Annotated in this window: 32 protein-coding genes; 19 read left to right on the forward strand and 13 right to left on the reverse strand. The window is 33.3% G+C overall.

Going from position 1 to position 26356, the window contains the following annotated elements; translation table 11 throughout:
- Window positions 1-106 precede the first annotated feature (106 nt).
- The 8 genes from DFQ11_RS13140 (at window position 107) to DFQ11_RS13175 (ending at window position 7508) form a co-directional block, all read left to right on the forward strand.
- A complete protein-coding gene (locus DFQ11_RS13140) occupies window positions 107-955 on the forward strand; it encodes a universal stress protein (protein WP_110476338.1) in 849 nt (282 codons plus the stop codon).
- A gap of 20 nt (window positions 956-975) precedes the next feature.
- Window positions 976-1821: a universal stress protein gene (locus DFQ11_RS13145; protein ID WP_110476339.1), complete on the forward strand. Its 846-nt coding sequence runs from the start codon at window positions 976-978 to the stop codon at window positions 1819-1821.
- Between the two features lie 133 nt (window positions 1822-1954).
- Window positions 1955-2791: a universal stress protein gene (locus DFQ11_RS13150; RefSeq protein ID WP_110476340.1), complete on the forward strand. Its 837-nt coding sequence runs from the start codon at window positions 1955-1957 to the stop codon at window positions 2789-2791.
- Between the two features lie 65 nt (window positions 2792-2856).
- Window positions 2857-3693: a universal stress protein gene (locus DFQ11_RS13155; RefSeq protein WP_110476341.1), complete on the forward strand. Its 837-nt coding sequence runs from the start codon at window positions 2857-2859 to the stop codon at window positions 3691-3693.
- Window positions 3694-3758: 65 nt separating this feature from the next.
- Complete coding sequence (locus tag DFQ11_RS13160) at window positions 3759-4613, forward strand: universal stress protein (RefSeq protein ID WP_110476342.1); 855 nt, start codon at window positions 3759-3761, stop codon at window positions 4611-4613.
- 119 nt (window positions 4614-4732) lie between these two features.
- Window positions 4733-5575 carry an ATP cone domain-containing protein gene (locus DFQ11_RS13165; protein WP_110476343.1) on the forward strand — a complete coding sequence of 281 codons (843 nt, stop codon included), beginning with the start codon at window positions 4733-4735 and terminating at the stop codon, window positions 5573-5575.
- An 11-nt stretch (window positions 5576-5586) separates the two neighbouring features.
- Window positions 5587-6960, forward strand: coding sequence for an MBL fold metallo-hydrolase RNA specificity domain-containing protein (locus DFQ11_RS13170; RefSeq protein ID WP_110476344.1), 1374 nt, complete (start codon window positions 5587-5589; stop codon window positions 6958-6960).
- Between the two features lie 98 nt (window positions 6961-7058).
- Window positions 7059-7508 (forward strand): hypothetical protein, encoded by a 450-nt coding sequence (locus DFQ11_RS13175; protein ID WP_110476345.1) that lies wholly within the window; start codon window positions 7059-7061, stop codon window positions 7506-7508.
- A gap of 36 nt (window positions 7509-7544) precedes the next feature.
- Here the strand turns inward: DFQ11_RS13175 and DFQ11_RS13180 are convergent, their stop codons facing one another.
- Complete coding sequence (locus DFQ11_RS13180) at window positions 7545-8372, reverse strand: universal stress protein (protein ID WP_110476346.1); 828 nt, start codon at window positions 8370-8372, stop codon at window positions 7545-7547.
- 177 nt (window positions 8373-8549) lie between these two features.
- Entirely contained in the window at window positions 8550-8978 is a 429-nt protein-coding gene (locus DFQ11_RS13185; RefSeq protein WP_110476347.1) for an FKBP-type peptidyl-prolyl cis-trans isomerase, read from the reverse strand.
- Between the two features lie 175 nt (window positions 8979-9153).
- Between DFQ11_RS13185 and msrB the strand changes: the two genes are divergently transcribed.
- Genes msrB through DFQ11_RS13200 form a run of 3 tightly spaced genes read left to right on the forward strand, consistent with a single transcriptional unit; the run spans window position 9154 to window position 10668 of the window.
- Entirely contained in the window at window positions 9154-9606 is a 453-nt protein-coding gene (gene msrB, locus DFQ11_RS13190; protein WP_110476348.1) for a peptide-methionine (R)-S-oxide reductase MsrB, read from the forward strand.
- Window positions 9606-10154, forward strand: coding sequence for a peptide-methionine (S)-S-oxide reductase MsrA (gene msrA / locus DFQ11_RS13195; RefSeq protein ID WP_110476349.1), 549 nt, complete (start codon window positions 9606-9608; stop codon window positions 10152-10154). Before msrB ends, msrA begins: the two co-directional genes overlap by 1 nt.
- Window positions 10155-10185: 31 nt before the next feature.
- Entirely contained in the window at window positions 10186-10668 is a 483-nt protein-coding gene (locus DFQ11_RS13200) for a peroxiredoxin family protein (protein ID WP_110476350.1), read from the forward strand.
- 89 nt (window positions 10669-10757) lie between these two features.
- On the opposite strand, the gene DFQ11_RS13205 is transcribed toward DFQ11_RS13200, so the two are convergent.
- The 3 genes from DFQ11_RS13205 to DFQ11_RS13215 all read right to left on the reverse strand — a co-directional run bounded on the left by DFQ11_RS13205 (window position 10758) and on the right by DFQ11_RS13215 (window position 14084).
- Complete coding sequence (locus DFQ11_RS13205) at window positions 10758-13187, reverse strand: protein-disulfide reductase DsbD family protein (protein ID WP_110476351.1); 2430 nt, start codon at window positions 13185-13187, stop codon at window positions 10758-10760.
- 156 nt (window positions 13188-13343) lie between these two features.
- Window positions 13344-13748, reverse strand: coding sequence for a rhodanese-like domain-containing protein (locus DFQ11_RS13210; RefSeq protein ID WP_110476382.1), 405 nt, complete (start codon window positions 13746-13748; stop codon window positions 13344-13346).
- Window positions 13749-13769: 21 nt separating this feature from the next.
- Complete coding sequence (locus tag DFQ11_RS13215) at window positions 13770-14084, reverse strand: rhodanese-like domain-containing protein (protein WP_110476383.1); 315 nt, start codon at window positions 14082-14084, stop codon at window positions 13770-13772.
- A gap of 263 nt (window positions 14085-14347) precedes the next feature.
- On the opposite strand from DFQ11_RS13215, the gene DFQ11_RS13220 reads away from it, so the two are divergent.
- The 4 genes from DFQ11_RS13220 (at window position 14348) to DFQ11_RS13235 (ending at window position 16763) form a co-directional block, all read left to right on the forward strand.
- Window positions 14348-14914, forward strand: a complete 567-nt coding sequence (locus DFQ11_RS13220; protein ID WP_110476352.1) for an anthranilate synthase component II — start codon at window positions 14348-14350, stop codon at window positions 14912-14914.
- Window positions 14915-14995: 81 nt separating this feature from the next.
- Window positions 14996-15235: a hypothetical protein gene (locus tag DFQ11_RS13225; protein WP_110476353.1), complete on the forward strand. Its 240-nt coding sequence runs from the start codon at window positions 14996-14998 to the stop codon at window positions 15233-15235.
- A gap of 5 nt (window positions 15236-15240) precedes the next feature.
- On the forward strand, window positions 15241-15693 hold the full coding sequence (locus DFQ11_RS13230; RefSeq protein ID WP_110476354.1) for a tRNA (cytidine(34)-2'-O)-methyltransferase: 453 nt from the start codon (window positions 15241-15243) through the stop codon (window positions 15691-15693).
- A gap of 410 nt (window positions 15694-16103) precedes the next feature.
- Window positions 16104-16763: a hypothetical protein gene (locus DFQ11_RS13235; RefSeq protein WP_110476355.1), complete on the forward strand. Its 660-nt coding sequence runs from the start codon at window positions 16104-16106 to the stop codon at window positions 16761-16763.
- On the opposite strand, the gene DFQ11_RS13240 is transcribed toward DFQ11_RS13235, so the two are convergent.
- The 4 genes from DFQ11_RS13240 to DFQ11_RS13255 form a co-directional block, all read right to left on the reverse strand.
- Complete coding sequence (locus DFQ11_RS13240) at window positions 16760-16987, reverse strand: VF530 family protein (RefSeq protein ID WP_110476356.1); 228 nt, start codon at window positions 16985-16987, stop codon at window positions 16760-16762. The two genes, DFQ11_RS13235 and DFQ11_RS13240, sit on opposite strands and share 4 nt — an antisense overlap.
- A 39-nt stretch (window positions 16988-17026) precedes the next feature.
- Window positions 17027-17239 carry a DUF6500 family protein gene (locus tag DFQ11_RS13245; protein WP_110476357.1) on the reverse strand — a complete coding sequence of 71 codons (213 nt, stop codon included), beginning with the start codon at window positions 17237-17239 and terminating at the stop codon, window positions 17027-17029.
- A gap of 3 nt (window positions 17240-17242) precedes the next feature.
- The gene (locus DFQ11_RS13250; protein WP_110476358.1) at window positions 17243-18529 is read right to left on the reverse strand and encodes a DEAD/DEAH box helicase; all 1287 of its coding nucleotides are present in this window, start codon (window positions 18527-18529) and stop codon (window positions 17243-17245) included.
- A 104-nt stretch (window positions 18530-18633) separates the two neighbouring features.
- Window positions 18634-19440 carry a tryptophan-rich sensory protein gene (locus DFQ11_RS13255; RefSeq protein ID WP_110476359.1) on the reverse strand — a complete coding sequence of 269 codons (807 nt, stop codon included), beginning with the start codon at window positions 19438-19440 and terminating at the stop codon, window positions 18634-18636.
- 113 nt (window positions 19441-19553) lie between these two features.
- Here DFQ11_RS13255 and DFQ11_RS13260 point away from each other — a divergent pair, with 113 nt between their 5' ends.
- Both DFQ11_RS13260 and DFQ11_RS13265 read left to right on the forward strand, forming a co-directional pair.
- The gene (locus tag DFQ11_RS13260; RefSeq protein ID WP_229791301.1) at window positions 19554-20261 is read left to right on the forward strand and encodes a 2'-5' RNA ligase family protein; all 708 of its coding nucleotides are present in this window, start codon (window positions 19554-19556) and stop codon (window positions 20259-20261) included.
- 102 nt (window positions 20262-20363) lie between these two features.
- A complete protein-coding gene (locus DFQ11_RS13265) occupies window positions 20364-20930 on the forward strand; it encodes a hypothetical protein (protein WP_110476361.1) in 567 nt (188 codons plus the stop codon).
- Between the two features lie 154 nt (window positions 20931-21084).
- Here DFQ11_RS13265 and DFQ11_RS13270 read toward each other — a convergent pair whose 3' ends face one another.
- The 4 genes from DFQ11_RS13270 to DFQ11_RS13285 all read right to left on the reverse strand — a co-directional run bounded on the left by DFQ11_RS13270 (window position 21085) and on the right by DFQ11_RS13285 (window position 24525).
- Window positions 21085-21819 carry a hypothetical protein gene (locus DFQ11_RS13270; protein WP_110476362.1) on the reverse strand — a complete coding sequence of 245 codons (735 nt, stop codon included), beginning with the start codon at window positions 21817-21819 and terminating at the stop codon, window positions 21085-21087.
- A 21-nt stretch (window positions 21820-21840) separates the two neighbouring features.
- Window positions 21841-22599, reverse strand: coding sequence for a peroxide stress protein YaaA (gene yaaA, locus DFQ11_RS13275; protein ID WP_110476363.1), 759 nt, complete (start codon window positions 22597-22599; stop codon window positions 21841-21843).
- Window positions 22600-22929: 330 nt separating this feature from the next.
- A complete protein-coding gene (locus DFQ11_RS13280; protein ID WP_110476364.1) occupies window positions 22930-23967 on the reverse strand; it encodes an RluA family pseudouridine synthase in 1038 nt (345 codons plus the stop codon).
- Window positions 23968-23976: 9 nt separating this feature from the next.
- Window positions 23977-24525 carry a PASTA domain-containing protein gene (locus DFQ11_RS13285; RefSeq protein ID WP_110476365.1) on the reverse strand — a complete coding sequence of 183 codons (549 nt, stop codon included), beginning with the start codon at window positions 24523-24525 and terminating at the stop codon, window positions 23977-23979.
- Window positions 24526-24776: 251 nt separating this feature from the next.
- Between DFQ11_RS13285 and DFQ11_RS13290 the strand changes: the two genes are divergently transcribed.
- Complete coding sequence (locus tag DFQ11_RS13290) at window positions 24777-25757, forward strand: D-alanine--D-alanine ligase (RefSeq protein ID WP_110476366.1); 981 nt, start codon at window positions 24777-24779, stop codon at window positions 25755-25757.
- 81 nt (window positions 25758-25838) lie between these two features.
- Window positions 25839-26309 (forward strand): pantetheine-phosphate adenylyltransferase, encoded by a 471-nt coding sequence (coaD, locus tag DFQ11_RS13295; protein ID WP_110476367.1) that lies wholly within the window; start codon window positions 25839-25841, stop codon window positions 26307-26309.
- Window positions 26310-26356: the final 47 nt, after the last annotated feature.

Raw genomic sequence — 26356 nt, forward strand, 5'->3', positions numbered from 1 at the left:
ACATACCACACAGAATCAACTCAATACAAATATACATCTGATAAATATCATAGGTTTTAAAGGATTAAACCTTTAACTTTAATCCACACCAAAAAAACCTGTGATTATGCTATCAATTTTGCTTCCTACCGACTTCTCAGAAAACTCTATAAGTGCGATTAAATATGCCTTGGAGTTTTTTAAATATCAGAAAGTTCAATTCTATTTTATGCATGCCTATAGAAATGAATTTTATGATCATGATGATTTAGTGTCCCGTGATGTTTTTGACGCCGTTATGGATAAGGTTCAAAAAGAGTCCGAAAGCAACTTAAATAAGCTTCTCAAAAAAGTAGAGGAAATATCTCCGAATCCTAATTTCACCTACCATACAGTCTCCGCCTTCAATACTTTGGTTGAAGAATCTAATGAATTGGCAGATAAGTACAATATCGACTTAATAGTGATGGGGACCAAAGGAAAAACCAATGACAGTAAAATCGTATTTGGAAGTCAAACTTTTCAAGTATTAAAGTATGTTCAATGTCCTGTATTAGCAATTCCGGTTAATTATACCAATACGCAACCTAAACGAATCTTATTCCCAACTAATTATCTCATTCCTTACAAAAGACGTGAGTTAAAACTATTATCTGTATTAGCTAGATCATATAGAAGTGACATCGATGTAATTTATATTTCTCCAACCCAAAAGTTATCTATTAGACAAGAAGATAATCAGTCGTTTTTAAAAGACGTATTACTCGTAAACAAAGTTAATTTCAACATTGTAAATAGTAGAAAAGTTGCTGAAACTATTACTAATTACATCAAAGAACACCAAATTGATATGATTACTATGACGAACACACAACATTCGTTTTTAGAAGATATGTTATTTCCTTCAACAATAGACAAAGTGAGTCTTGGTTTAGAAATACCATTATTAGCGTTGCAAAACACAACACGCAACTAAAACAACTTAAATCACTCATTATGAAACATATACTTTTACCCACCGATTTTTCTGAAAATTCATGGAATGCAATAAAGTATGCCATTCACCTTTTTAAGGACGAAGCTTGCACCTTTCATTTGTTAAACACCTATACACCTATCATCTATAATTTTGAATATGTTTTAGGCACCCCAGGCCAAGATGATTTGGGTGATAGTATAAGAAAACAATCCTTAGAAGGTCTAAAAAATCTAGAGGAAAGAATTACGAAAACCTTTGGAGACAATCCTAGACATAATATCAAAGTATTATCTCGATTCGACATGTTAGTTTCAGGTATAAAAGAATACATTTCAAAAAACGAAACAGATCTTATTGTGATGGGAACCAAAGGTGCCACTGGAGCAAAGGAGGTCCTATTTGGTTCTAATACAGTACATGTGTTTAAACACGTTAAATGCCCTATTTTAGCGGTTCCTGATGAATATAATTACGAAAGACCTCTAGAAATATTATTTCCAACTGATCTTTTGGTAGACTATAATTTATTTCAAATTGGTATTTTAAAAGATATAGCTAAAGCTAATAATTCGCGACTCCATGCCTTACATGTTTCTACAGGTAATGATTTAACATTTAATCAGATTAACAACCAGCTAGCATTGGAAGCTCATTTTAAAGATTCGGCTTATTTATATCATGAATATGCCATTATGAATGTTACGGAGGCCATCGATCAGTTTCAGATTAACTCTAAGATTAACCTCTTAGCAATGATTAATAACAAACATTCGTTCTTTGAAAACCTTTTCTTTAAATCGACCATTAATCAAATCGGTTTTCATTTAAAAGTGCCTTTCTTAGTCATTCCTTCTAACACTTAAATTAGAGAATTTAAAGTGGTTATTATAAATTAAAAATGCACCTCTTCTTCAACTTTAAAATAGCTGACAGATGTCATATTTTCCTCTGATTTATTGAATTAATTTCGCTGATAAGAATAAAACTTTAAATATTATGAGACATCATATTTTACTACCTACAGATTTTTCAGACAATGCGGCAAGTGCTGCTAATTATGCTTTAAAGCTTTATCAAAACCAACCATGTACATTTTACTTATTACATACTTGGTCATTTTCAAATACAACCAATAGAACATATATCACTACAACCTATATAGAGACGCAAAAGGAGGAGGCTCAAAATCGGTTGATAGAATTAAAAGATAAAATTCAAACTCAGAGTACCAATAAAGACCATGAGTTCAAAACGATATTTAGTACAGACTCATTAATTGATGCTATAGAAACGGCTATTAAAGCACATGATGTTAATTTGGTAATTATGGGAACTAAGGGAGCTACAGGTGCTAAAGAGTTTCTTTTTGGGAGTAATACCGTAAATATCCTATCCAAGATGAGACATTGTCCATTAATGGTCATACCTGAGGCTTACGTGTATACTAAACCAGAACAGATGGCCTTCCCTACAGATTTCAACCGTTTTTATGGTGAAGAGTTAAACTTTATTCTACAACTATCTAAATTAAATGATTCAAGACTTAGAGTGTTCCATATTAACACCCAAGAAAGTCTTAGTGAAAAGCAGAACTATAATTTTTCAATGTTAAAAGCCTATTTGGAAGACTGTAAACATAGTTTTCATTGGATGCCTGATCTTGGTTCTAAAGAAGAGGCTATTAAATCGTTTATTGAAGAGTTTGATATTCAAATCCTTACTATGATTAATTATAAACACAGCTTTATTGAAAATTTAATAAAAGAGCCCGTGGTTAGGAAACTTGGACATCATACAAGAGTACCATTTTTAGTTATCCCTAGTTTTAGTTAAAAATTATCGTTTGATACCGACAGATAATTCCTTAGCTTTAACCACTCGTATAAAATTAGAGAATAATGAGACATAATATTTTAATACCTACTGATTTTTCAGAAAATGCATGGAGCGCAGCAAAATATGCTATTGAATTATACGCTAATGAACCATGTACGTTTTACTTTTCTCATGCATGGACTTTTTTAAACTTAGGTTCTAGAACTTATATTTCGCCAGAATATGTTGACCCTCTAAAAGATGAAGCAAAAAAACAGTTAGCTGAACTGAAAAAGCAGGCTAAAAAAGAAACTTCAAATAGTGAACATAAGTTTGAAACAATTTTTGGTCTAGGCTCATTAGAAGACACCATTCAGTATGCTATTAAAAAACAAAAGATAGATTTAGTGGTTATGGGAACTAAAGGTGCTACTGGTGCTAAAAAAGTGCTATTTGGTAGTAATACAGTTGCTGCGATTAATAAAGTTAGACTATGTCCTTTCTTGTTAGTTCCAAGTAATTATGAATACGAGGTTCCGGAAAACATTTGTTTCCCTACTAAATTAAATAGATTTTATAACGAAGAGTTACTCCCTTTAAAGAAAATTGCAGAATTACATAATTCGAAGATTAAAATATTCCATATCAAAGTTAAAGACAAGATTACTACAAAACAGACTAAGAACTTAGAACAGCTAAAATCTTATTTTGTAAACGACGTCTACGATGTCAACTGGAAACCAAAATCAGGTAAAAAAGAGCAAGCTATTACCGAGTTTATCGAAGAGAAGAACATAAACATCTTAACTATGATTAACTATAAACATAGCTTTGTTGCTAACCTTATTAAAGAACCAATTATTAAAAAAATGGGATTTCATTCAAGAATTCCATTCTTAGTTATTCCTAGTGTAGACTGACGGATATCATTTCATACTCATTGATAAGTGATTAGCTTTATCTACTTGGATTAAATCAACTTATCATGAGACATAAAATCTTACTGCCAACCGACTTCTCTAAAAATTCCATAAAGGCTATTAATTATGCTAGGGAATTGTATAAGGATGACTTTTGCGATTTTTACTTGCTCAACGTTTTTACCTTATCAGGAAATATTCTGAAAAATATCATGAATTTAGAACCTGGTAATCACCTTTACGAAACCGCTAAATTAAATTCTGAAAATGGCTTAGCGAAGGTCTTCGAGATGATAACGATGAGCGCTAATTATAACTCAAAACATCGCTTTGAAGTGATGTCTACATCTAACACAGTGGTTGAAGCTGTTAAATCCATTGTCGACCAAAAAGACATAGATTTGGTGGTCATGGGAACCAAAGGTAAGACCGATTCTGCCATGGCATCATTTGGTAGTGTGGCTATTCAAATAATGGAGAAGGTTCGTAATTGCCCAGTTATTGTGGTACCTCATAGTGCTGATTTAAAATTACCTAAGGAGATTGTTTTTCCAACAGATTACAAATTAAATTATAAACGGAGAGAACTTAGTTACCTTACCAATATTGCTAAAAGTTGTAACGCTACAATTATAGTATTGCATATTCTTGAGCAAGATGAATTGGATAAAGCTCAAAAAGAAAATAAAAAACTACTCGAAGAAATTTTAAAAGGAACGCAGTATAAATTTCATAACCTACCTAACAGCTCCGTAATGACAGCGGTTAATATTTTCGTTGAAAGTCGATCAAGTGACATGGTTGCTTTTATAAATAGAAAACACCCATTCTTTGGAAGTATTCTAAGCAATCCTATGGTGAAAAAAATATCATTTCACCTCAACGTTCCGATTTTAACGATGCACGATTTAAAAAATTAAAATGGCATTCAAATGTAGACTTGTATAAGTCCTTTTGACTTTAGATAATTAAATTAGTTTGAAAAGTAAAACTGCCATAATCTATTACAGATGATGGCAGTTTTTTTTAACCCACAACTATGGATATTCATAATTTACATATTACAAAATCTACAGGAGACAAAGTAAAATTCTCATTAGATAAATTACGTGCATCATTAACTAAATCTGGTGCAGACAAAGAAACCATAGATCATATTATTGATAGTGTTAGGGACGAATTATACCAAGGGATTTCAACGAAAGAAATATACAATAGAGCTTTTGCCTTACTAAAAAAGAAGAAAAGTCATTATGCCTCAAGATACAAACTCAAAAAAGCGATTTATGAATTAGGTCCAACCGGATTTCCCTTCGAACGTTTTATAAGTGAACTATTAAAATATTCAGGTTATAAAACGGAAGTAGGTTCTATATTACAAGGTGAATGTGTTCAACACGAAATTGACGTCATTGCACACACAAAGAACACAAGCATCATTATAGAATGCAAATTTCATAATGAACCAGGACTTAATTGCAACGTCAAAGTCCCACTTTATTTCAATTCGCGGTATCAAGATGTAAAATCTTTTTGGGATAAAAATTCAAAAAATAAAACAACATTAACAAAAGGTTGGGTAGTAACCAATACTCGTTTTACAGAAGATGCTATACAATATGGCAAGTGTTGTGGTCTCTATTTACTTAGTTGGGATTATCCAAAAGACAATAGCCTGCAAGACCGTATTGAACGCTTAGGACTATATCCAATTACGGTTTCAACTTTACTTACCAGTAGAGAAAAACAATTTCTACTGAGTAGAGATATAGTACTTTGTAAACAACTTTTACACGATAAGTTTTATTTAGACCATTTAGGAGTCTCTGAAATAAGAAAGAAAAAAATATTGAATGAAATCGAGCAATTATGCCAACTCTAAATCAATGAATTATGGAAAATTTTGCAATTATCAATTTCTTAGGAGCTTCAGGAGTAGTTACTGGCTCTAAGTTTCTTATCGAAACCTCAGAACAAAACATCTTAATAGACGCTGGGATGTTTCAAGGATTAAAAGAACTTCGAGAGCTTAATTGGATAGACCTTCCTGTAGAAGTTGAAGATATCGATGTAGTTTTATTAACTCATGGTCACCTAGATCATGTTGGCTATTTGCCACGCCTATTAAAACAAGGATTTAGAGGAAAAATATTAGGAACAGCACCAACGTTAGCAATTGCTGAAATTATTCTAAAAGATAGTGCTAAAATACATGAAGAAGAAGCCGAAAAAGCCAACGAAGAAAAATACAGTTCACATGAACCTGCCCTACCCTTTTACATGATACAAGATGCCGAAGCTACTATAGCCCGGTTTCAGGTAGAATTAGAAAATACTTGGATTCGATTAACTGACCATATATCTTTTCGCTTTCAATATAATGGACATATCATAGGGGCTACATTTATTGAATTAGACATTAACAGTAAACGTTTTGTTTTCTCTGGAGATATCGGAAGAACCGATGACTATTTACTTAACGATCCTAAAAAGCCAGAATGGGCCGATTATCTATTTATAGAAAGTACCTACGGCAATAAGTTACATCCCGAAGAAGATGTTGAAGAAAAACTCACTGAAATTATTCATGAAACTATTCAAAAGAAAGGTAATCTTATTATTCCAAGTTTTGCTGTTGAGCGTCTACAAACCTTAATGTATATCCTTTGGCAACTCTATAAAAAGAATAAAATCCCGAACATTCCTATTTTCGTAGATAGTCCAATGGGTAACAATGTTCTAAGTGTATTTAATCGTTTTCCGAAATGGCATAAATTATCTGATGCCGAATACAATGCGATGTGCGACCATGTAAATATCATAGAATCCTTCCGCGAAACTTGGGAAACTATTGACGATAAACGCTCTAAAATTGTGATTGCTGGAAGCGGAATGGTTACAGGCGGACGCGTATTAACCTATTTACAGCAACTTATAGATCAACCTTCAACAACGGTATTATTAGTAGGTTATCAAGCTGAAGGCACTGGTGGTAGATTATTAAAAGAAGGTGCTCATGAAATTAAAATTTACGGCAAATATTTCCCTGTTAAAGCTACTATAAAAAGTATAGATAGTTTATCTGCACATGCTGATCAGAACGACTTGATCAACTGGATGAGCAATATTAAGAATAAACCTGAAAATGTGTTTTTAATCCATGGCGAGCCTTCAGCTTTAGATGCTTTTAGAGTAAAAATCAAAGATACTTACCATTGGAATGTCAGCATTCCTAAATTAAATGATGTGGAAAAAGTAACACTTTGAATTTAAGCTAATTCAACTGACAAAAATCATAACAGATATGACATAATAGCTCTAAATTTTATGAAGCATCAAAATGTCTAATTTAAACTATAGAAATCATGAAAATTGCATATATAAATCCAAAATATATAGAGTGGATCAGCCCCGAACAAATGCATCAATCGTCTAATGACTGGTTGTCAGAATTATTATTTATAAAAGATGAACATCAATTTTTTGAAGATTTAATCACCTCCTTTACCTCAAAATTGATTGCTCTTGAAAAATTTTCTAACAATAAAGAGATCATCGACGCTCTTAATAAGTCACAAAAGCATAATAATTTATTGATTGAAGCCATAAAGGTGCATAAGAATGAACTTCAAATCATGATGGATGGTGTTGACGAACCTAAAAAGGAAAAAGCTTATAAAGATTCACATCGTGGACTAATCATTAAACTCGAAGAATTTTACGATGAATATAAAGAATTAAAAACCCAACTTTTCGATATCATTAAAACCATACGAAAAGAGGAAAAACAAAAGCACTTATTGGACAAGCACTAATCTAAGATAACGTTATCCATAAAGTATTGCCGGAAGTTAATTATGAAGCACTAATAAGGGCACTCTCAGTTCATTACTCATTTTCTTAGTCGTTGAGCTCACAAAAAATCTCTCAAAAAGTGTTTCCTTTTTCACTATCAAGGCCGTTAAATCAATATGATTAGTCTGAATATAACTGCTTACCGCATATTCAATGGGTACATCATCTATAACATGGTAATCAAAGTTAACCGAAACTAGTAAATCAACACCTCTTACCTCGTCTTCAACCTTTGACGCATCATTACCTTCAATTATTCGCAATACATGGAGTTTGTTTCTATACGGTTCAGTAATATTAAGAAATTGTAAAAAAGCCTTACTATTTAAGGCTTTATCTACATCTAAAGGCAAAAGCACTTCTTTGGGTTCACGATAAGCGAATCCTTCCGGCACCACCAATGTTGGGCAATTTACATTACGAATTACATTTATAGTATTACTACCAAAAATAGCTTCAGTGGCCCCAGTAACACCATTACTACCCATCACTATCAACTCCACAGTCTTTGAAGTTTTAACTTGATTAATTGCGGTGGTTAAACCATCGTAATCTACGACTTCGTGAAAACTATGTTTCTCATTCTTAAACTCAGACTTAAGATCATCTATAAGTTTTAAAAGCCTGTGCTTCGTTTTCTTTACTAAAGAATCATAAACACTTTTACCTCCCGACATTACCAAATCATCACTTATATAGGCGCTAGTACTTTCAACATGAAGCACATAAAACTGACATTTATCGTTTTCAAATAAACGTAAAGCATAATGCATGGCATTAATAGAATTCTTTGAAAAATCGGTGAGCAAGAGTATTTGTTTCATGATAAGAAGTTTATATAAAATTAATAAAACTCAATGAGGGAGGAAGTGATTAATATCATAAACGCACTTATTAATTTAATAAGACTAAGTACTCATTGAGCAATAAACAGCAGCATTGAAAGAAAAAAAGCCTGTAAAAATAAATTTACAGGCTTTATATTATGAAGAACTAAATTATTATTTAATCTCTACTACTTCAAGATCAAATGTTAATTCTTGTCCAGCTAATGGATGATTTCCATCTACTATAACGTGATCTTCGTTAACTTCTGCAATTCTAAATTGGTGCTCATTACCTTCAGCATCTCTAGATACTAAACCTAAACCAACTTCTGGCTTAACTTCTTCTGGTAATTGTCCTTTTTCAACTTTATGAAATAATTCTTCTCGAACTTCTCCGTAAGCTTCAGTCATAGGAATGTCTACTGTCTTCTTATCGTTCACCTTCATATCAATCACTGCTTTTTCAAAACCAGGAATCAACATACCTTGTCCTAAAGTGAATTCTAATGGCTCACGTCCTTCAGAACTATCAAAGACTTGTCCGTTTTTTAATTTTCCTGTGTAATGAACTTTTACAGTATCATTTTCTTTTACTTGACTCATAAATTTCTTGTTTTCATTTAAATAAGGCACAAAACTATTATTTATAAGACACAATAAAGAATGATATTAAATTAATTCGGTGTATTTAAGAAAAACTTAACGTGATTCACCTAATTCGTTTGTAAATTAGGATAAAATACATCGATTAAGACTAAACAATTTTAAAAACGAACTTATGTTAACTTGGAAAGATATTATCAACTTTTCCGTGAATGGAAATCCAACTCCAGATAAACGCGTTGAAAAATCTGAAGCTGAATGGAAAGCTCAATTATCTCCTGAACAGTACAGAATTACAAGACAGAAAGGTACTGAGCCACCAAATAGCGGTGCGCTTTGTAAAGCCTTTGATGATGGTAAATACAATTGTATTTGTTGTGACACGCCATTATTTGATTCTACCATAAAATTCAACTCGAGTTCAGGATGGCCAAGTTTTACGCAACCTATTAAAGAAAATGCGATTAAATACCATCGTGACACCTCTTTTGGAATGGTTAGAGTTGAAGTAATGTGTAATACATGCGATGCGCATTTAGGTCATGTTTTTCCAGACGGACCAGAACCTAGCGGATTGCGATATTGTATTAATTCGGAATCAATGACTTTAGAAAAGGAAAATGCATAATGACTAATAAAAATTTACAAACAGCCACACTTGGTGGTGGATGCTTTTGGTGTACTGAAGCCGTATTTGATCAAGTAAAAGGGATTGAAGAAGTTGTTTCTGGCTATTCTGGAGGTACCGTACTTGGTCATCCAACCTATAGAGAAATTTGTTCCGGACTCACAGGTCATGCTGAAGTCATTAAAATCACTTTTGACGCTAAGGTGATTAGTTACGAAGATATTTTAATCATTTTTATGACCACTCATGACCCAACAACTTTGAATAGACAAGGCGTCGATCGCGGCACACAATATCGTTCGGTTATTTTTTATCATGATGAAAAGCAGAAAGACATTGCTGAAGCTGTAATCAAAGAATTAGCAGAATATTACGAAAACCCAATTGTCACCGAACTTAGCCCTGCTCCAACCTTTTATGAAGCAGAAAAAGAGCACCAGGATTATTATAAAAACAATCCTACTCAAGGCTATTGTAGTTTTGTTATCACACCTAAACTAACACGGCTTAGAAAATTACATGGCGATAAGTTGAAGTCTACCGCATAGCAACATTTTGGCCATTGAAAGCACTAAATTTATGTCTACAGAAGAAAAAATATTTAAAGCTCCAGAATTCAATGTCCACCAATGGATCGATGAGAATGGTGAGAAAACAAACCCGATAAAGTTATCTGACTTTAAAGGTAAGTTTAAAGTAGTGTACTGCTTTCAAAGTGCTTGTATGGGCTGCCATAGCAAAGGATTTCCTGCTTTAAAAAATATGGTCGAAGCCTTAGGTCTTAAGGATAACATCCAGTTTTTAGCCGTTCAAACCGTTTTTGAAAGTTATCATCTCAACACTTATAAAAATATGGTGAGCACTCAAAAGTTGTATGAGTTAAAAATCCCATTTGGTCATGATGCCGGAATTGATGGAAAATCCCAAAGTCAAATTATGACCAATTATAAAACACGTGGTACACCATGGTTTATATTTATTGATAAACACGACAATGTGGTATTCGAAGATTTTAGTTTAAATACGGTTGCTGCAATTGAGTTTCTGTCTGCTTTAAAGTAAATGCCCTAATATTTTATAAAAAAAAGCCGATTTACGTTTAGATTATAATATCTAAATATAAATCGGCATTTTTATGTAGTCTTTAATCTTTAGTTCTTAAAGTTCCCGATACCTTCTTTCAGCCAAGCATTGTATTCTTTGGCATCTGGTGTATATCCAGCAGGTTCATTTAGGTTTTCTTCATCATGATCCATTAACACATAATACGGTTGTGTATTGGTTTTGTATCTAATAGTTTGCATTTCACTCCACTTCTGCCCCATATTTCTAAGCTTTTTCCCAGGTCTTAATTTAGAATCTGGTGCTTCACCTTCAGGGAAGTCAATTTGCTCATCAACGTATAGTGAAATAAGTACGATGTCATTTTTTAATTTAGACAGTACTTCCGGATCAACCCAAACATTCTGTTCCATCTTACGACAGTTAACACAAGCCCAACCGGTAAAATCGAGCATAACTGGTTTTCCAACTTTCTTAGCGTATGCTAAACCAGTTTCGTAATCGTTAAATGCTAAGATGTCATGAGGCGCTAATAAATGTGCACCTTCGGGTATATCCATGGTACTCGCAGAACCGCCACCTTTTGAATTACCAACGCCGTATGGCGACTCAGAATAATCTAATGGAGGTGGAAAAGCACTAATGATTTTTAATGGCGCTCCCCAAAGTCCCGGAATCATATAAATGGTAAACGTTAGAGTTAATAATCCTAATAATAATCTACCAACTGATATATGCTTTATTGGTGAATCATGAGGTAATTGGATTTTACCAAATAAGTATAAAGACAGTGTACCGAATACTGCGATCCAAATCGCAATAAATACTTCACGTTCTAAAAAGTGTAGTTGTAACACTAAATCGGCTTGCGACAAAAATTTAAATGCTAATGCAAGCTCTAAAAATCCTAAAACAACTTTTACGGTATTCAACCAGCCACCAGATTTTGGTAAAGTATTTAACCAACCAGGGAAAGCCGCAAATAATGCAAATGGTAAGGCAATAGCTAATGAAAAGCCAAGCATTCCAACTATTGGCGCAATACCTCCTTTAGATGCTGCTTCAACTAATAAGGTACCAACAATTGGTCCTGTACAAGAAAATGACACTAAGGCTAAAGCCAAAGCCATAAAGAAGATTCCAATTAATCCTCCTCTATCGGCTTGCTTATCTACTTTGTTCAACCATTTACTTGGTAAAACAATCTCAAACGCTCCTAAAAAGGACACCGCAAAGACAATTAAAAGTAAAAAGAAAATTAGGTTAAACCAGACATTAGTCGCCATAGCATTTAGCGCATCTGCCCCAAAAACTGCAGTTACAACAATACCTAAAACAAGGTATATAACAATAATGCTAATACCGTAAGTGATGGCATTTTTAACACCTTTGGCTTTAGTTTTACTCTGTTTTGTAAAGAAACTTACCGTCATTGGAATCATAGGAAACACACAAGGTGTTAACAATGCTGCAAATCCTGATAAGAAAGCAATAAAGAATATGCCCCATAATCCTTTATTAGAATTGTCTTTTTCCGATTTACCAGTCGTAGATTCAAACTGATCATCAGCATCATTAGAAACTGCTACAGTTTTAGTTAAATCGAATTTTAAATCATGATAGGTTGGCGCTAGGCACTCTTTGTCGTCACATGCCATAAAACCAACTTCAGCTGATACAGAAGAGACCTCTTTATTGGCTACTTTAATATGCTGTCTGAATTCAGCGGTACTACTGAAATATTTTATCTCTTTATTAAAGAATTTATCAAAAGCCTTGGCTCCTTTTTCTTCTTTCGTATCACCTACTAATTCTACACCATCTTCCACTTGGTAGTCAAAACTTGTTGGAATTGGGCCGTCTTCAACATTGGTTTGAGAATACAATTTCCAACCTGAATCGATGGTAGCTTTAGACACCAATACATATTCCGTTTCAGAAATCTTTTCAACTGAAGAACTCCATTTTACAGGCTCACGCAGTGTCTGTGCGTCAGCGCCACCAAAATTGATAGCTGCAGGAACAGAATCATCATGACTAAGCGCATCCGTTTTTTGTGCTTCTTTTAAATTAAATTTAAGATCAACATAGTTTGGAGGTAAGCACTTTTCGTCATCACAGACCATGAACTCTACTTCACCTTCAACTACTGATAACTCTTTATTTAAAACTTTTATACGTTGTCTAAATTCAGCTTTACCATCAAAATATTTTATCTTCATTAGGAAGACAGGATCATCAACAGTTTCACCATTAGGTTCTGATGTTTTCCCAACGAGTTCAAAATCTTTATTAATTGTATAAGCGAATCCTGTAGCAATAGGACCTCCTTCTGGCACATCTTGAGAATATAAATGCCAACCAGCATCAATTGTGGCGGTAGATATTAGATCGTACTCAGTGTCGGAAATTTTTTCAGTTTTTGTTTCCCACTTTACAGGATCAAAAACTTGTGCTTTTAAATTAAATGAAAAAGAAAATGCCAAGAGGCATAACAGAAATACTTTCTTAAAGGTCATATATATTATCTTAATTCACAAAAAACATCTAATTCGCAAATGTAACAGATGCGTTTCTATTTTTGGCTAACAGTCGCCTAATTTATAAAAACCTTAAGAATTAAACAGGTAAAAGAATGGCATAAAAAAACCAAACACGAAGTTTGGTTTTTAAAATTATGATTTTGTGCTTATTTCAAGCTTTTCGGAATGTTCCCATTTCGATATTCCTCCTTCGAGATCGTAGATCAATTCGAATCCGGCCTCTTTCATCTGCTTCGCACATTTGGCACTTCGATTTCCTGATCTGCAATAAATAATTACCGGTTTGCTTTTGTCTAACTTCTCTATATCTTCTACGAACGTAGGAGACATAAAATCAATGTTTTCAGAACCGACAATATGAATAGTTTCATGTTCTTCAGGAGTGCGAACATCTACTAATTGAACGTCTTCCAACTCCAAAATAGACTGCATTTCTTCAGCAGTGACTAATTTAATTTCTCCTTCTTTAACCTCCTTATCTGCACAGCTTGTGGCATATCCCACAAACAACAAACATATTACGATGATTTTTTTCACAATTATCAACTTTAAAATTTATTATAATTCAGCAACTTCACCTTGCCAAGCATCAAATCCACCCATTAAATTATAAGCGTTCTCAAAACCTAATTGGTTCATTACTGAGCAAGCTTGACCACTACGACCACCAGATCTACAATACACGTAATAATTTTTGGTTTTATCTAATTTTTCAACTTCATCAATAAAACCTTGACCTTTAAAAATGTCTATATGTATTGCATTTGGAATAACGCCTTGAGCAACCTCTTCAGGTGTTCTAACATCTAAAACAATAGAATTATTGTCTGCCTCTAATTGTTTAGTCCATTCTTCTTGTGATAAGTCTGCCATTTTTCTATTCAAATTTTTATGCAAAATTAACATTTCCTTGTGATATAGACGAATGAAAATCTAAAGTCTTACATACCACTTTTCAACTTTAACATTTGAATCTAGGTTCCCATAGGTTTCGAAGGTTAAAACACATTAAATTGTAGCCTTATTGTTTTGAATTTCATATTGAAATCACAATAAACACTTAATTTAAAAGATTACAATTAAATTTGAACATTGAAAGACGAACTAAATATTTCCTGCTTTAATAGGAACAGAAAATGAAAAATATATTAGTCATAGATAACTACGACAGCTTCACCTATAATCTTGTTCATTATTTAGAAGAACTTAATTGTGAAGTTACCGTCATACGAAACGACAAGCTCACACTTGAAGACGTAGCAACTTATGATAAAATTGTTTTATCTCCAGGGCCAGGAATTCCAGAAGAAGCCGGATTATTAAAACAGATTATAGCCACTTACGCATCAACCAAAAGTATTTTAGGTATTTGCTTAGGACAGCAGGCCATTGCTGAAGTTTTTGGAGGTACACTTAAAAATTTAGAAAATGTCTATCATGGGGTAGCAACTAACGTAACCGTTTCAGTTTTAGACGAAGCTCTTTTTAAGGGCTTAAACACAACTTTTGAAGTGGGTAGATATCATTCTTGGGTGGTAAACACCAATTTACCGGAAGTCTTAGAAGCTACATCCTTCGATGATAACGGACATATCATGTCTCTACGACATAAACTATATGATGTAAAAGCCGTTCAGTTTCATCCCGAATCTGTATTAACACCGAACGGAAAGAAAATTTTAGAAAACTGGCTTGATGATTAGTTCAGCCAAAAACTTAAGCAATAAAATTATTTCCTCTAAACATAAATTTAGAAACTCTATTCTTTTATATTTGAATTCGATATGGAATTAATAAATGATTGGCGCATTGTAGCACTATTATGCCTAACCTTGGGTTTGGCTCCATTTGTTCCTGAACCTCATCTTTTGGGCAAAATCCGATGGATAGCAGGAGGCGAAAATGGCATGGAAATGAAGGACTATTTTGATGTTTTATTGCATGGCTTTCCTTTTATCTTATTACTAAGAATTATTATATTAAAATTAAAAAAATCAAGCACTGAACCTACTTCAGATCAATAGAATTTATGCCATTAAATATTGTCTTAATAGAACCTGAAATCCCCAATAACACAGGAAATATAGGTCGTCTTGCTTTAGCTTCAGGCTCAAAACTGCATTTAGTTAAGCCTTTTGGTTTTGAAATTGATGATAAGCGATTAAAACGTGCTGGACTTGATTATTGGCAACACTTGGATGTTGTTTACTACGATAATATTGATGATTTCTTTCAAAGAAATAAAACCGCTAAAATGGTTTTCTTATCTAGTCATGGGACTCAATCTCATTGGGATATTAAGTTTCAAGATGAGTTATTTATAGTTTTTGGAAAAGAATCTGTAGGCTTACCTAAACCTCTCTTAGAAAAGCATAAAGAGTCACTTTTCAAAATTCCGCTTTACAGCGATTCAATCCGAAGTTTAAATCTGGCTAATGCAGTTAGTATTATAGTCTACGAAGGATTGAGGCAATTAAAATAGTTAAGCTTCCCCCTTTATCACAGGTGCTTTTTTCTTCAGTTGACACTTACACCTTCTATACATATCAAAAGTTGTAGAAACGTTAATAGCCATGGGCTTCTCATAAATATTGGCTATCTTTAATTTTTCATTTTGATTATTAGATGTTATAAAAAACTCTAATGCATTGTTATAAAAAGCAACCTAGTTAACCTAAGGGTTGAAAGTTATTATCGGGTTTCCATAATTTCTATAAACTATGTAAAAAAATCAAACCATCCATCACTTTAAAATCTTTGGCTAACCTATTTATTTAGGTTTAAATAGTTGTGAAACATAATCAGTTCAGATAAAATAAAATATGAATGGTGAGAGGTGCAAAGCGCACAAATCGTAAATGGCAATAAATAACTTAATAAAATTATAGTCTTATGAAGTATCATGTTATTATTAATAGTGTTAAAACAGTTGACGAGCTAAAGGACGCTTGGAACAATGCCGATTATATTGCATTATTAGAAAAGTTTGGATTAGATGGTATAGAAACCTCATCGACTTCAGAATTAATTGAATTATTACATATGGCTATTTCTGATTTTGAACCGGAAGAAGCAGCTCAAATCATTTTAACATATAAGCTTTCAGAACAGCTCAACGAAAATCAAATTGAACAAATCTCTCACGAAATGTTATTGGATAAGATTTCAGAAGAATATGCAGATATTTCACTTCATCATCAGTTGTTTAATATCAACCAACTGTTACACAAAGCTTATAACGGAAATTTCCCAAATGCAAAAGCTACCATAGTCGAATTTGAAATCACACCTAATAAGGAGGTGACTAAAGAATTTGTATTAAAAGCTCTGGACAAAACCTTAGCCAATAACAATATCATAAAGCGTCTTTTTTCCGATCAGCTTGCTGGAAACGAAGAATTCGAAGAGGCAGAAGCTATTGTTTGGGATTTGAAGTCTACTGGAGAAAATGCATACACCTTAACAACTTCAGAATACTGGATGAGTAGAGATGAATTTAAAGATGCTGAATTTGATGTCACTGTTGTTCCTTTTGAAGAGGTTGAACATTAATTTTTGTTCTTTTTTAAATAGTCTAAATACATATGTTCCACTTTTGTTCTAGCCCAAGGCGTACGTCTTAGAAATTTTAAACTAGACTTCACCGAAGGATCATGGGTAAAACAACGAATATTGATTTGATAGCCCATATACTCCCATCCATAGTGTGCCTGAAGTTCAGTTATTATCTGTTCTAACTTTACACCATGGAGAGGATTATTAGGTTGTGTAGACATATTTATTTGATTTATTAAGCCTAAAGCAAAATACAAAATTTAACTTTCGATTAATGTCTTAATCTTAATTGCTTTTTCAAAGTGATCTAACTGATGGGTTTGAATCCACCACGTAGCAGCTTCCATTAATAATTTTGGATTGTCATTTTTATTTTGAAAAAACGCATAAAAAGAGAGTCCAACATGTGGACCCTTTTCTTTAATCTTTTGATTGCAAACATGCAGAATTTTATGCTTTAAAGCATCTGTCATCTCTTAACGTCTGCTGTCTGAAGTTCGAGCTCTACTACGACTTCTATTTCTATCAGAACTAGAGCTTTTAGGTTTTCCTGAGTTTCTATTATTAGAGCCTCTACCACGACCTTGATTTCTATTCTGACCTGGTTTAATAGGTTCTGTAGATGCGTTTGGATCTGGTTCAAATCCCTCAAGGATTTCAACTTCAATCTTCATATCAATCAACTTCTCAATATCACGTAAGAATGTAGTTTCATCTGCACTAACCAAAGAAATCGCTTCACCGCTTGCTCCTGCTCTACCTGTTCTCCCAATTCTATGAACGTAATCTTCAGAAATATTCGGTAATTCAAAGTTTATAACGTGTGGTAACAAAGGAATATCTAGGCCTCTTGCTGCAATATCTGTAGCTACCAATACTCTTACCGATCCATTTTTAAGACCTGCTAAAGCTTTAGTTCTTGCGCCTTGACTTTTATTACCATGAATAGCTGCTGCTGTTATACCAGAACTAATCATTTTTTTACAAAGCTTATTAGCGCCGTGTTTGGTTCTTGTAAAAACTAAAACCTGTTTCCAATTACCGTCAGAAATTAATTTTATAATTAAATCTGTTTTTTTGCCTTTAGCAACTCTGTATACTTTTTGTTCAATTACTTCAACTGCAGTATTCTCTGGAGTTGCTTCAACTTGAATTGGATTATTCAAAATTGAATACGCTAGCTTTTTGATATCTTTTGAAAAGGTTGCCGAAAACATAAGATTCTGTCTTTTGTCTGGCATTAGCTTCATTACACGTTCTATATCGCGTAAAAAACCCATATCTAACATACGGTCAGCTTCATCTAAAACGAAGATTTCAACACGTTTTAAAGATAATAAACCTTGACTTTCTAAATCAAGTAAACGTCCTGGAGTGGCTACCAAAACATCAACACCTTGTCTTAAAGTGGCTACTTGTGGTTTCTGATTTACTCCTCCAAAAATTACAGTACTTCTCATATCTAAATACTCACTATACTCTTTAACATTGGCATACACTTGTGCCGCTAACTCACGCGTTGGAGTTAAGATTAAAGCTCTTATAGGTCTGTGTTTTTGCACGGGATTCTTAGAAAGAATATCTAATAACGGCAAGGTAAATCCTGCTGTTTTCCCTGTTCCTGTTTGTGCTGATGCTAAAACGTCTTTTCCTTCTAATACTGGAGGGATGGCTTTGGCTTGAATTGGTGAAGGTGTATCGTATCCTTTTTTACTGATTGCTTTTAAAAGCGGCTCAGATAGGCCTAATGATTTAAATGACATAAATAAAGTTTATGAAGCAAACTCTATTTATTTAGGTCACTCCTTTAATTTGGTGCGAAGTTACGGCTAATTATCGCCACCACTCAAATAATTCGGGTTTTATATTAAGATGCTCTCGAATTTCGCCATTCCTTGAATTTTATATACGGATTCGTACTTCGGTTTTTATAGGCGTGAAATGCTGTACTTAGGAGTAAAAAAATAGCTCCAGCAAAAGCCGTATACATTACAGTATCGTTAGTAAATTTATTAGCTATACCTATTCCAATTAAAGCCCAAGCACCAACAGCAGCAAATTCTCTCATATTGCGTTTCCATGTCAAGTAAAAATTAATTCTCACAGCAATGACAATCATAATTAAAGACCAAGTAACATCAGAAAGTCCAAAACCATCCCAACCAATTTTTACTAAATAGGCTGAAACATTCACAATAGTCGCCACAGCTACCCAACCTGAGTACAACATAAAAGGCCACCAAACAAATGCGATAACAGGAAATGGTTCGTCATCCAATTCCATTCGATTATTAACCACAATTTTAAGTAAAGAGAAGAGTAGTAAGACCATAATTACGCATGATACACCTATATAACCATATATCCAGGCTAATACCCAAAGTGAATTAAAAAGACAGGACAAAATGAACCACCATCCCGTTTTCATAACAAAGTCATCAGTCTTGGTTGATACAAAAAGACTTCGTCCTTGAAAAATAACAAATACTATCAGCATCAAATAAATTATACCCCAAATCGAAAATGCATATCCAGCAGGCGTAAAAAGTGAATCATATTTACTAGAAACTTCGCCAATCGTTGTATTATTTAGTTGGCCTGCATTGGCTAAATAATTTATAATAAGAGTAAAAATTAAGGCAATTCCGTTACCAATTTGTAATGCTTTTTTCATAAAAGTGAATTTAACTACAAGTTACATAAAGTTTCGAGATACAATGGGCCGACCGTCTTAGTTTGAAATTCTAATCCTTTAGCTTAACTTTCCAAAATTGTGAGTTAAAAGAAATGTTTACTATAAAAGAAAGCTCAATGGGTCTTAAAGAACATTATAATAAAATGTACAGGGAATCTATTGCTGATATTGCATCAGACCATTACGAAATTGATGACATGATAGATTCTAAATCAGATAATCGTTTCGGGATTTCACTTGTGATTAGACCTTCATTAGAGGTCAAAAAAAATGTTCGAGATTTTTTAGATGAATTAAATAAAGTGGAGCCTCATCAGTACTACTACCCTGAATCTGATATTCATTTGACACTCTTATCCATCATATCTTGTTATGAAGGTTTTTCATTAGATTCAATTGACCCTTCAGAATACATGGCTATCGCACAAAAGCGGATAACAACATTAGATGAAAAAATTAAAATTCATTTTAAAGGTTTAACAGCATCTAAATCCTGTATTATGCTGAAGGGTTATGAGGAACAACCTATCATCAATGATTTAAGAAATCAGTTAAGGCGAGATTTTAAACACTCTGAATTACAGCAAAGTTTAGATGAACGCTATTTGTTGAAAACGGCTCACGCCACTATACTTCGATTTAAAACAGAACTCAGTAATAAAAATGCGTTCTTGACATTAGTTGACCGTTATGCCGATTATGATTTTGGCACTTTTGAAGTTGATACTATTGAATTAGTTTACACGGACTGGTACCACAGAGAAAAGTTAGTTAAAAAACTTCATGAGTTCAAATTGTGAGCGTCACTAGAACCTTCTTCAACCTTTTTATTTCTTTCTCATAACTGATTTCTTCGTATGTTTAGCTTTTTAATACAATCACGACTATTAAATCTATAAATTATGAAAGCAATAATCTGTTTTTTACTACTGTTACCATTTCACATAACAGCACAAGAACAAACTAGTTCAGAAAAATTTTGGGAACAATTAAAAGCGCACTGTGGTCAAGTCTATGAAGGCGAAATAACAGCAGGAGGTGTTGCTGGAGATGGATTCATGGGAGAAAAGTTGGTGATGCACGTGCGGTCTTGCGATACAAATGATATTAGAATCCCATTTTTCGTAGGTGAAGACAGATCACGAACTTGGGTATTACATATGAATGAAGATAAAATCATTCGTCTTAAACACGATCATCGCAAACCTGATGGTTCTGATGACGACTTGACACAATATGGAGGAACAAGCTCAAATGTTGGTTTATCAAATATTCAAGTTTTCCCTGCTGATTCTTATACGTCTGAAATCTTACCTGCAGCTTCAACCAATATTTGGTGGTTTACTATTGATGAAACTAGTTTAACCTACAACCTTCGCCGCATAGGATCAGACCGAGTATTTACAGTGCGCTTTGATTTAACCAAAGCCATTGAAACACCAGAGGCACCTTGGGGAGCTGAAGATTAAATTTCAAAAAAAAGTCTTATTGAATAAAAATACCCTTAGAATTTTCTAAGGGTATTTTTATTATCAAATGTTTGATTTGGCAATGAATACTAGCTTAAAGTCTCTTTTAAGATGTAACTTTAAACCACATCACTTCATCTCTAATGATATGTTATTACAGCGTAGACAACATTCGCTCTACTTCAACAATAGTAGGTGCGAAAAGCTTTCTATTCGGTTTAGTGAAGCGCTGTGACTCTGTAGAAATTTCGGTTAACAACTCTTTTCCTTCTGAAGTTTTATTATTCTCCATATAGAACTTTGCTAACTCTAAGCGTTCAGCATAATTAGAATATGGTCTATCAATATGAATTAATTGCATCTCAGCCTCATCCGTCTTTCCTATTTTACTTAGTGCAATTCCATAACAGAACTGTTCCTTAGAGCCTTTAAACTCTGAATTGTCTTTTATTTTTTCAGCTTGCTCTATAACTTTATCATAATCCTTAAGTTGATAATATGATAAAATAAGTTTCTGTCTCGCGTACAAATCATCCTGAACCTTATCTTCTAAAGTTTTCTCATAACTCTCAATAGCCTTGGTCAAATCATTATTATTAAAATAAGCATCAGCCAAATCAATTCTATTGGCATAAGAGTCAATAAAGTCGACTTTAGCTTCTAATTCCTTGATTTTTTTTGATGCTGAAGGCTGTAGGACAGTCGTTGTTTCTTCTTTTACTTTTGCTGAATTACCTTTATAATAGGCTTGAGTTATTATATAAGCAAAGGACCCAAAGAATGGGAGTAGTAAAATAATGAAATACCAATAAAACGCCTTGTTATTCCTATAAGCGTCATAAATACAATAGCCTTGAAGCGCTACAATTAGAAAAAAATAAATATCCATAATTTTGTTCTTTAATACATATTACCTCGTAAACACTAATTCATTCTCAGATGATAACTCTTCACTAAAACCATAATTCTCGTAGTTAAAACCTTTAACGTCATCAATAGTTTTAGCGTCTGTATCTATAATATATCTCGCCATTAATCCTCTAGCGACTTTAGCAAAAAATGCTATAATCTTATAATTACCATTTTTAAATTCCTTAAATACCACATTAACCACTGGCACTTTTAAGGCCTTAGTGTCAATAGCTTTAAAATATTCGTTACTAGCTAAGTTTAAAAACAGTTCGTCGTCTTCTAATTCGTCGTTTAAAGCTTGCGTAACTTTCTTGTTCCAGAACTCATAAAGGTTTTTATTCTTACCAACAGGCATTTTAGTTCCCATTTCTAATCGGTAAGGTTGAATTAAATCTAAGGGTTTCAACACACCATATAATCCCGAAAGAATTCGAACTGTATCTTGTACTTTATCTATTTTTTTAATATCAATAGTATAAGCGTCTAGCCCTCTATAAACATCGCCACTAAAAGCGTAAATCGCCTGTCTTGCATTTTCATTTGTAAAAGGTAATTCCCATTCCTGATTACGCTCGTAATTTAATTGTCCTAAATTATCTGATATCTTCATTAACTTGGACAAATCCTTTGCCGATTTCTTTTTCAAGATTTTATTAAGTTGCTCAGCTTCCTTAAAAAAAAGACCTTCAGAGGTTCTAGTCGTTGGTAATTTCGTTTCGTAATCTAATGATTTTGCTGGTGACAGTACTAATTTCATATTTATTGTCCACAAAAGTGGGTAACTCATTAAAAGTTAAACAATTATTCTTTTTCGTTCTATGTAAAAATACGATGTAATTACAAGAGTTTCAAACATTAGTGAGAGCTAATCTTGATAGTGCTATTAAAGTTGTCTATTAATAAGTACAAAACTTGCGCACTACACATACACAACCATACTCTTAATGCACGACTTGGATTTAATGACAATTAATGAACAGCTCTTAACCCCTAAATATTAGAAGCCTCAAGTTTCTTATAATAATTCAAACTAAATCCTGTGGTATATCTTAACTCTCTAAAGCCAAGAAAAAGCTATAAGTCAAGTTTAATCTTCACCTACATGTTTGGCATAATGTCTCCATTTATCAATACACTGTTGCATATCTTCTGGAGTTTCAGTTTGGAATCTTAAAAACTCACCAGTAATTGGATGTTCAAACCCTAAAGTTTTAGCATGTAATGCTTGTCTTGGAAGAATCTTAAAACAGTTATCTACAAATTGCTTATACTTCGTAAAAGTTGTTCCCTTTAAGATTTTATCTCCACCGTATCGCTCGTCATTAAATAAGGTATGCCCAATATGTTTCATATGGACACGGATTTGATGCGTGCGTCCCGTTTCGAGCTTACAACTAACCAATGTTACATATCCTAAACGCTCTAAAACCTTATAGTGAGTTACGGCAGGCTTGCCATTTTCCGCTTCATCGCCTCCGTAAACTGTATTTTGTAGTCTGTTTTTAGGATGACGACCAATATTACCTTCTATAGTTCCTTCATCTTCTTCAATATTTCCCCAAACTAAAGCGACATATTCACGTTCACTCGTTTTTTCAGCAAACTGATTTGATAAATGCGCCATCGCTTGGTCGGTTTTGGCCACAACTAACAATCCACTTGTATCTTTATCAATTCGATGCACTAATCCTGGCCTTTCACTAGAATTATTGGGTAAATTTTCAAAATGGAAAATTAATGCATTTATCAAAGTTCCTGAATAATTCCCATGACCTGGATGAACCACCATACCTGCTGGCTTATTTACCACAAGTAATTCTTCATCTTCATAAACGACATCGATAGGAATATCTTCCGCCACCAATAAATTCTCATGTGGTGGATGGCTAAACCTTACTGTGATATAATCGTTAGGTTTGACTTTGTAGTTTGATTTTACAGCAACATTATTCACAAAGACACTACCTTCTTTAGCAGCGGCTTGAATTTTGTTTCGAGTAGCATTCTCTACAAAATTCATTAAGTATTTATCTATACGAAGTGGTTGTTGTCCTTTTTCAACTTTAAAAGCATAATGTTCGTAAAGTTCGTCGTCGTATTCTGAAGTATCAGTAATATTTGGCATTATTTTATTTTATAGTTTACCATTACCTAATACCAAGTCGATCTTAGATGTTAAGGGTAATAATGTTCCTGGTTCTAATGGTTTGCCTTTATGAGACATAGACATTACACCTTCACCAATAGCGTCTTTATAAGTAATTTCTCCAATTTGAAACTCAAGAGCTTCTAACTGTGGTTTTGCTTGCCTAAGTGTTCGTTTCAGTACATTTGGCACTTCAACTTTTCGATAACCTGAAGGGTTTAAAATTAGATAAATCTTTCTATTTTCCTTTACATGAGATCCTGCAATCGGATTTTGTTCAATGACAGAATACTTAGGGTATTTAGGATTATAATTTGCAGAATCTTGAATCTCCATTGCTAAATCATGATCCTTTAGTTCTATAGAAACTGTTTCTAGAGATTTCCCTTTCAAATCAGGTACGACCACAAACTCTCCGTGGTTTGTAGACATCTTTAACCATTGAAGTGTTAAAAAACTCAATACTATAATAGCCACAATAGCCAATACTAATTGTTTTAAAAACACTTTACTAGTAACAAACTTAACAAAACTCATAAGCTAAATAATTGATGACAAAACTAAGAAATTCTTACGTATAATAACGTCACATAAGTAAAATACGTATTTATGGCTAAATTAGATTATTGAACGGACTAAGTAAATAAAATTATTAGAGCTTGATGAATAATTTATAGTCTCTACATACCCCATATCTGTGTTAGATATATCTATACCTGAAAAATAATTGATACTTTTACCCTCTACTATTTTAAACTTAAAGACAGCCTCTTTTGTAGGCATTAAAGATGAAGAAAAATATTGCAATAATCATGGGAGGTTACTCAAGTGAATTCGAGATTTCCCTTTTGAGTGGTAACGTGGTTTATGATACTTTAGACAAGAAAAAATACAACCTCTATCGTGTTCATATTTTTAAAGATAAATGGGTATTTGTCAATGACCAAAATGAAGAATTCCCTATTGATAAAAATGATTTTTCAGTTTTAGTAGACGACACAAAAGTTAAATTTGACTGCGTTTTTAACGCTATTCACGGAACGCCAGGTGAAGATGGTTATATGCAAGCTTATTTTGAATTATTGGATATACCACAGACGAGTTGCGGCATGTACCAAGCGGCTCTAACCTTTAATAAACGCGATTTATTAGCGACATTAAAACCTTATGGAATTAAAATGGCTGAAAGCTATCATCTAAACCTTGGTGATGAGATTGATGAAAATGCGATTATAAACAAAGTAGGATTGCCATGCTTTGTAAAAGCTAATAAAGCTGGTAGTAGTTTTGGGGTTTCTAAAGTTTATAAAAAAGAAGAGTTAAAAACGGCTATTGAAAAATCTTTTAAAGAAGATGATGAAATTATCATCGAACAATTTTTAGATGGTGTTGAAGTTTCAGTTGGTGTAATTTCGTACAAAGGTGAGACATTGGTTCTACCAATCACTGAGATTGTTTCCGAAAATGATTTCTTTGATTACGAAGCTAAATATCTGGGTCAGTCTCAAGAAATTACTCCTGCTCGTATTTCTGAAGACTACGCTCAAAAAGTGAGATTTCAGGCCAAAAAAATATATGAAAGCCTTGGCATGAAAGGTTTTTCTCGAAGTGAATTCATTTTTAAAAATGATGAACCACATTTGTTAGAAGTCAACACCGTTCCTGGTTTAACTACTGAAAGTATTTTACCGCAGCAAGCTGCTGAAGCCGGAATTAGTTTGCAGGATTTATTTGGAAATGCGATTGAGGAAGCTTTGAAGCATTCGTAGTAATTTATAAAGACTTTTAGAATTGTTATATTTGAATCTAATCACGTTTCCTTGAATTAAGGGAAAGACAAAAACTTGTCGATGAAAAAAGCCATTTTTCCAGGGTCCTTTGATCCTATCACCTTAGGTCACTATGATATTATTAAGCGTAGCGTTCACCTCTTTGATGAAGTTATTGTTGCAATTGGTATCAATGCTGAAAAAAAGTATATGTTCTCATTAGAGCAGCGTAAAAAATTTATTGAAGATTCTTTTAAAGATGAACCAAAAGTAAAAGTGGTTACTTATAAAGGACTCACTGTTGATTTTTGTATGGAGAACAATGTCAGGTTTATTTTAAGAGGCTTAAGAAACCCTGCCGATTTCGAGTTTGAAAAAGCGATTGCTCATACTAATAGAGACCTAGCTCCAATAGAAACCGTATTTCTATTAACCGCTGCAAAAACCTCTTATATCTCATCGTCAATTGTTCGTGATGTGATTAGAAATCATGGCGATTATACCAAGCTTGTTCCAAGTAGTGTTCGGGTCATTCAAAAGAACGACATATAATTCCGTATTTATAAATTAGAATTATTAAAGCATAAAAAAACTCAAAC

Origin of the sequence: Winogradskyella epiphytica, assembly GCF_003217215.1 — a bacterium.
Taxonomy (GTDB): domain Bacteria; phylum Bacteroidota; class Bacteroidia; order Flavobacteriales; family Flavobacteriaceae; genus Winogradskyella; species Winogradskyella epiphytica.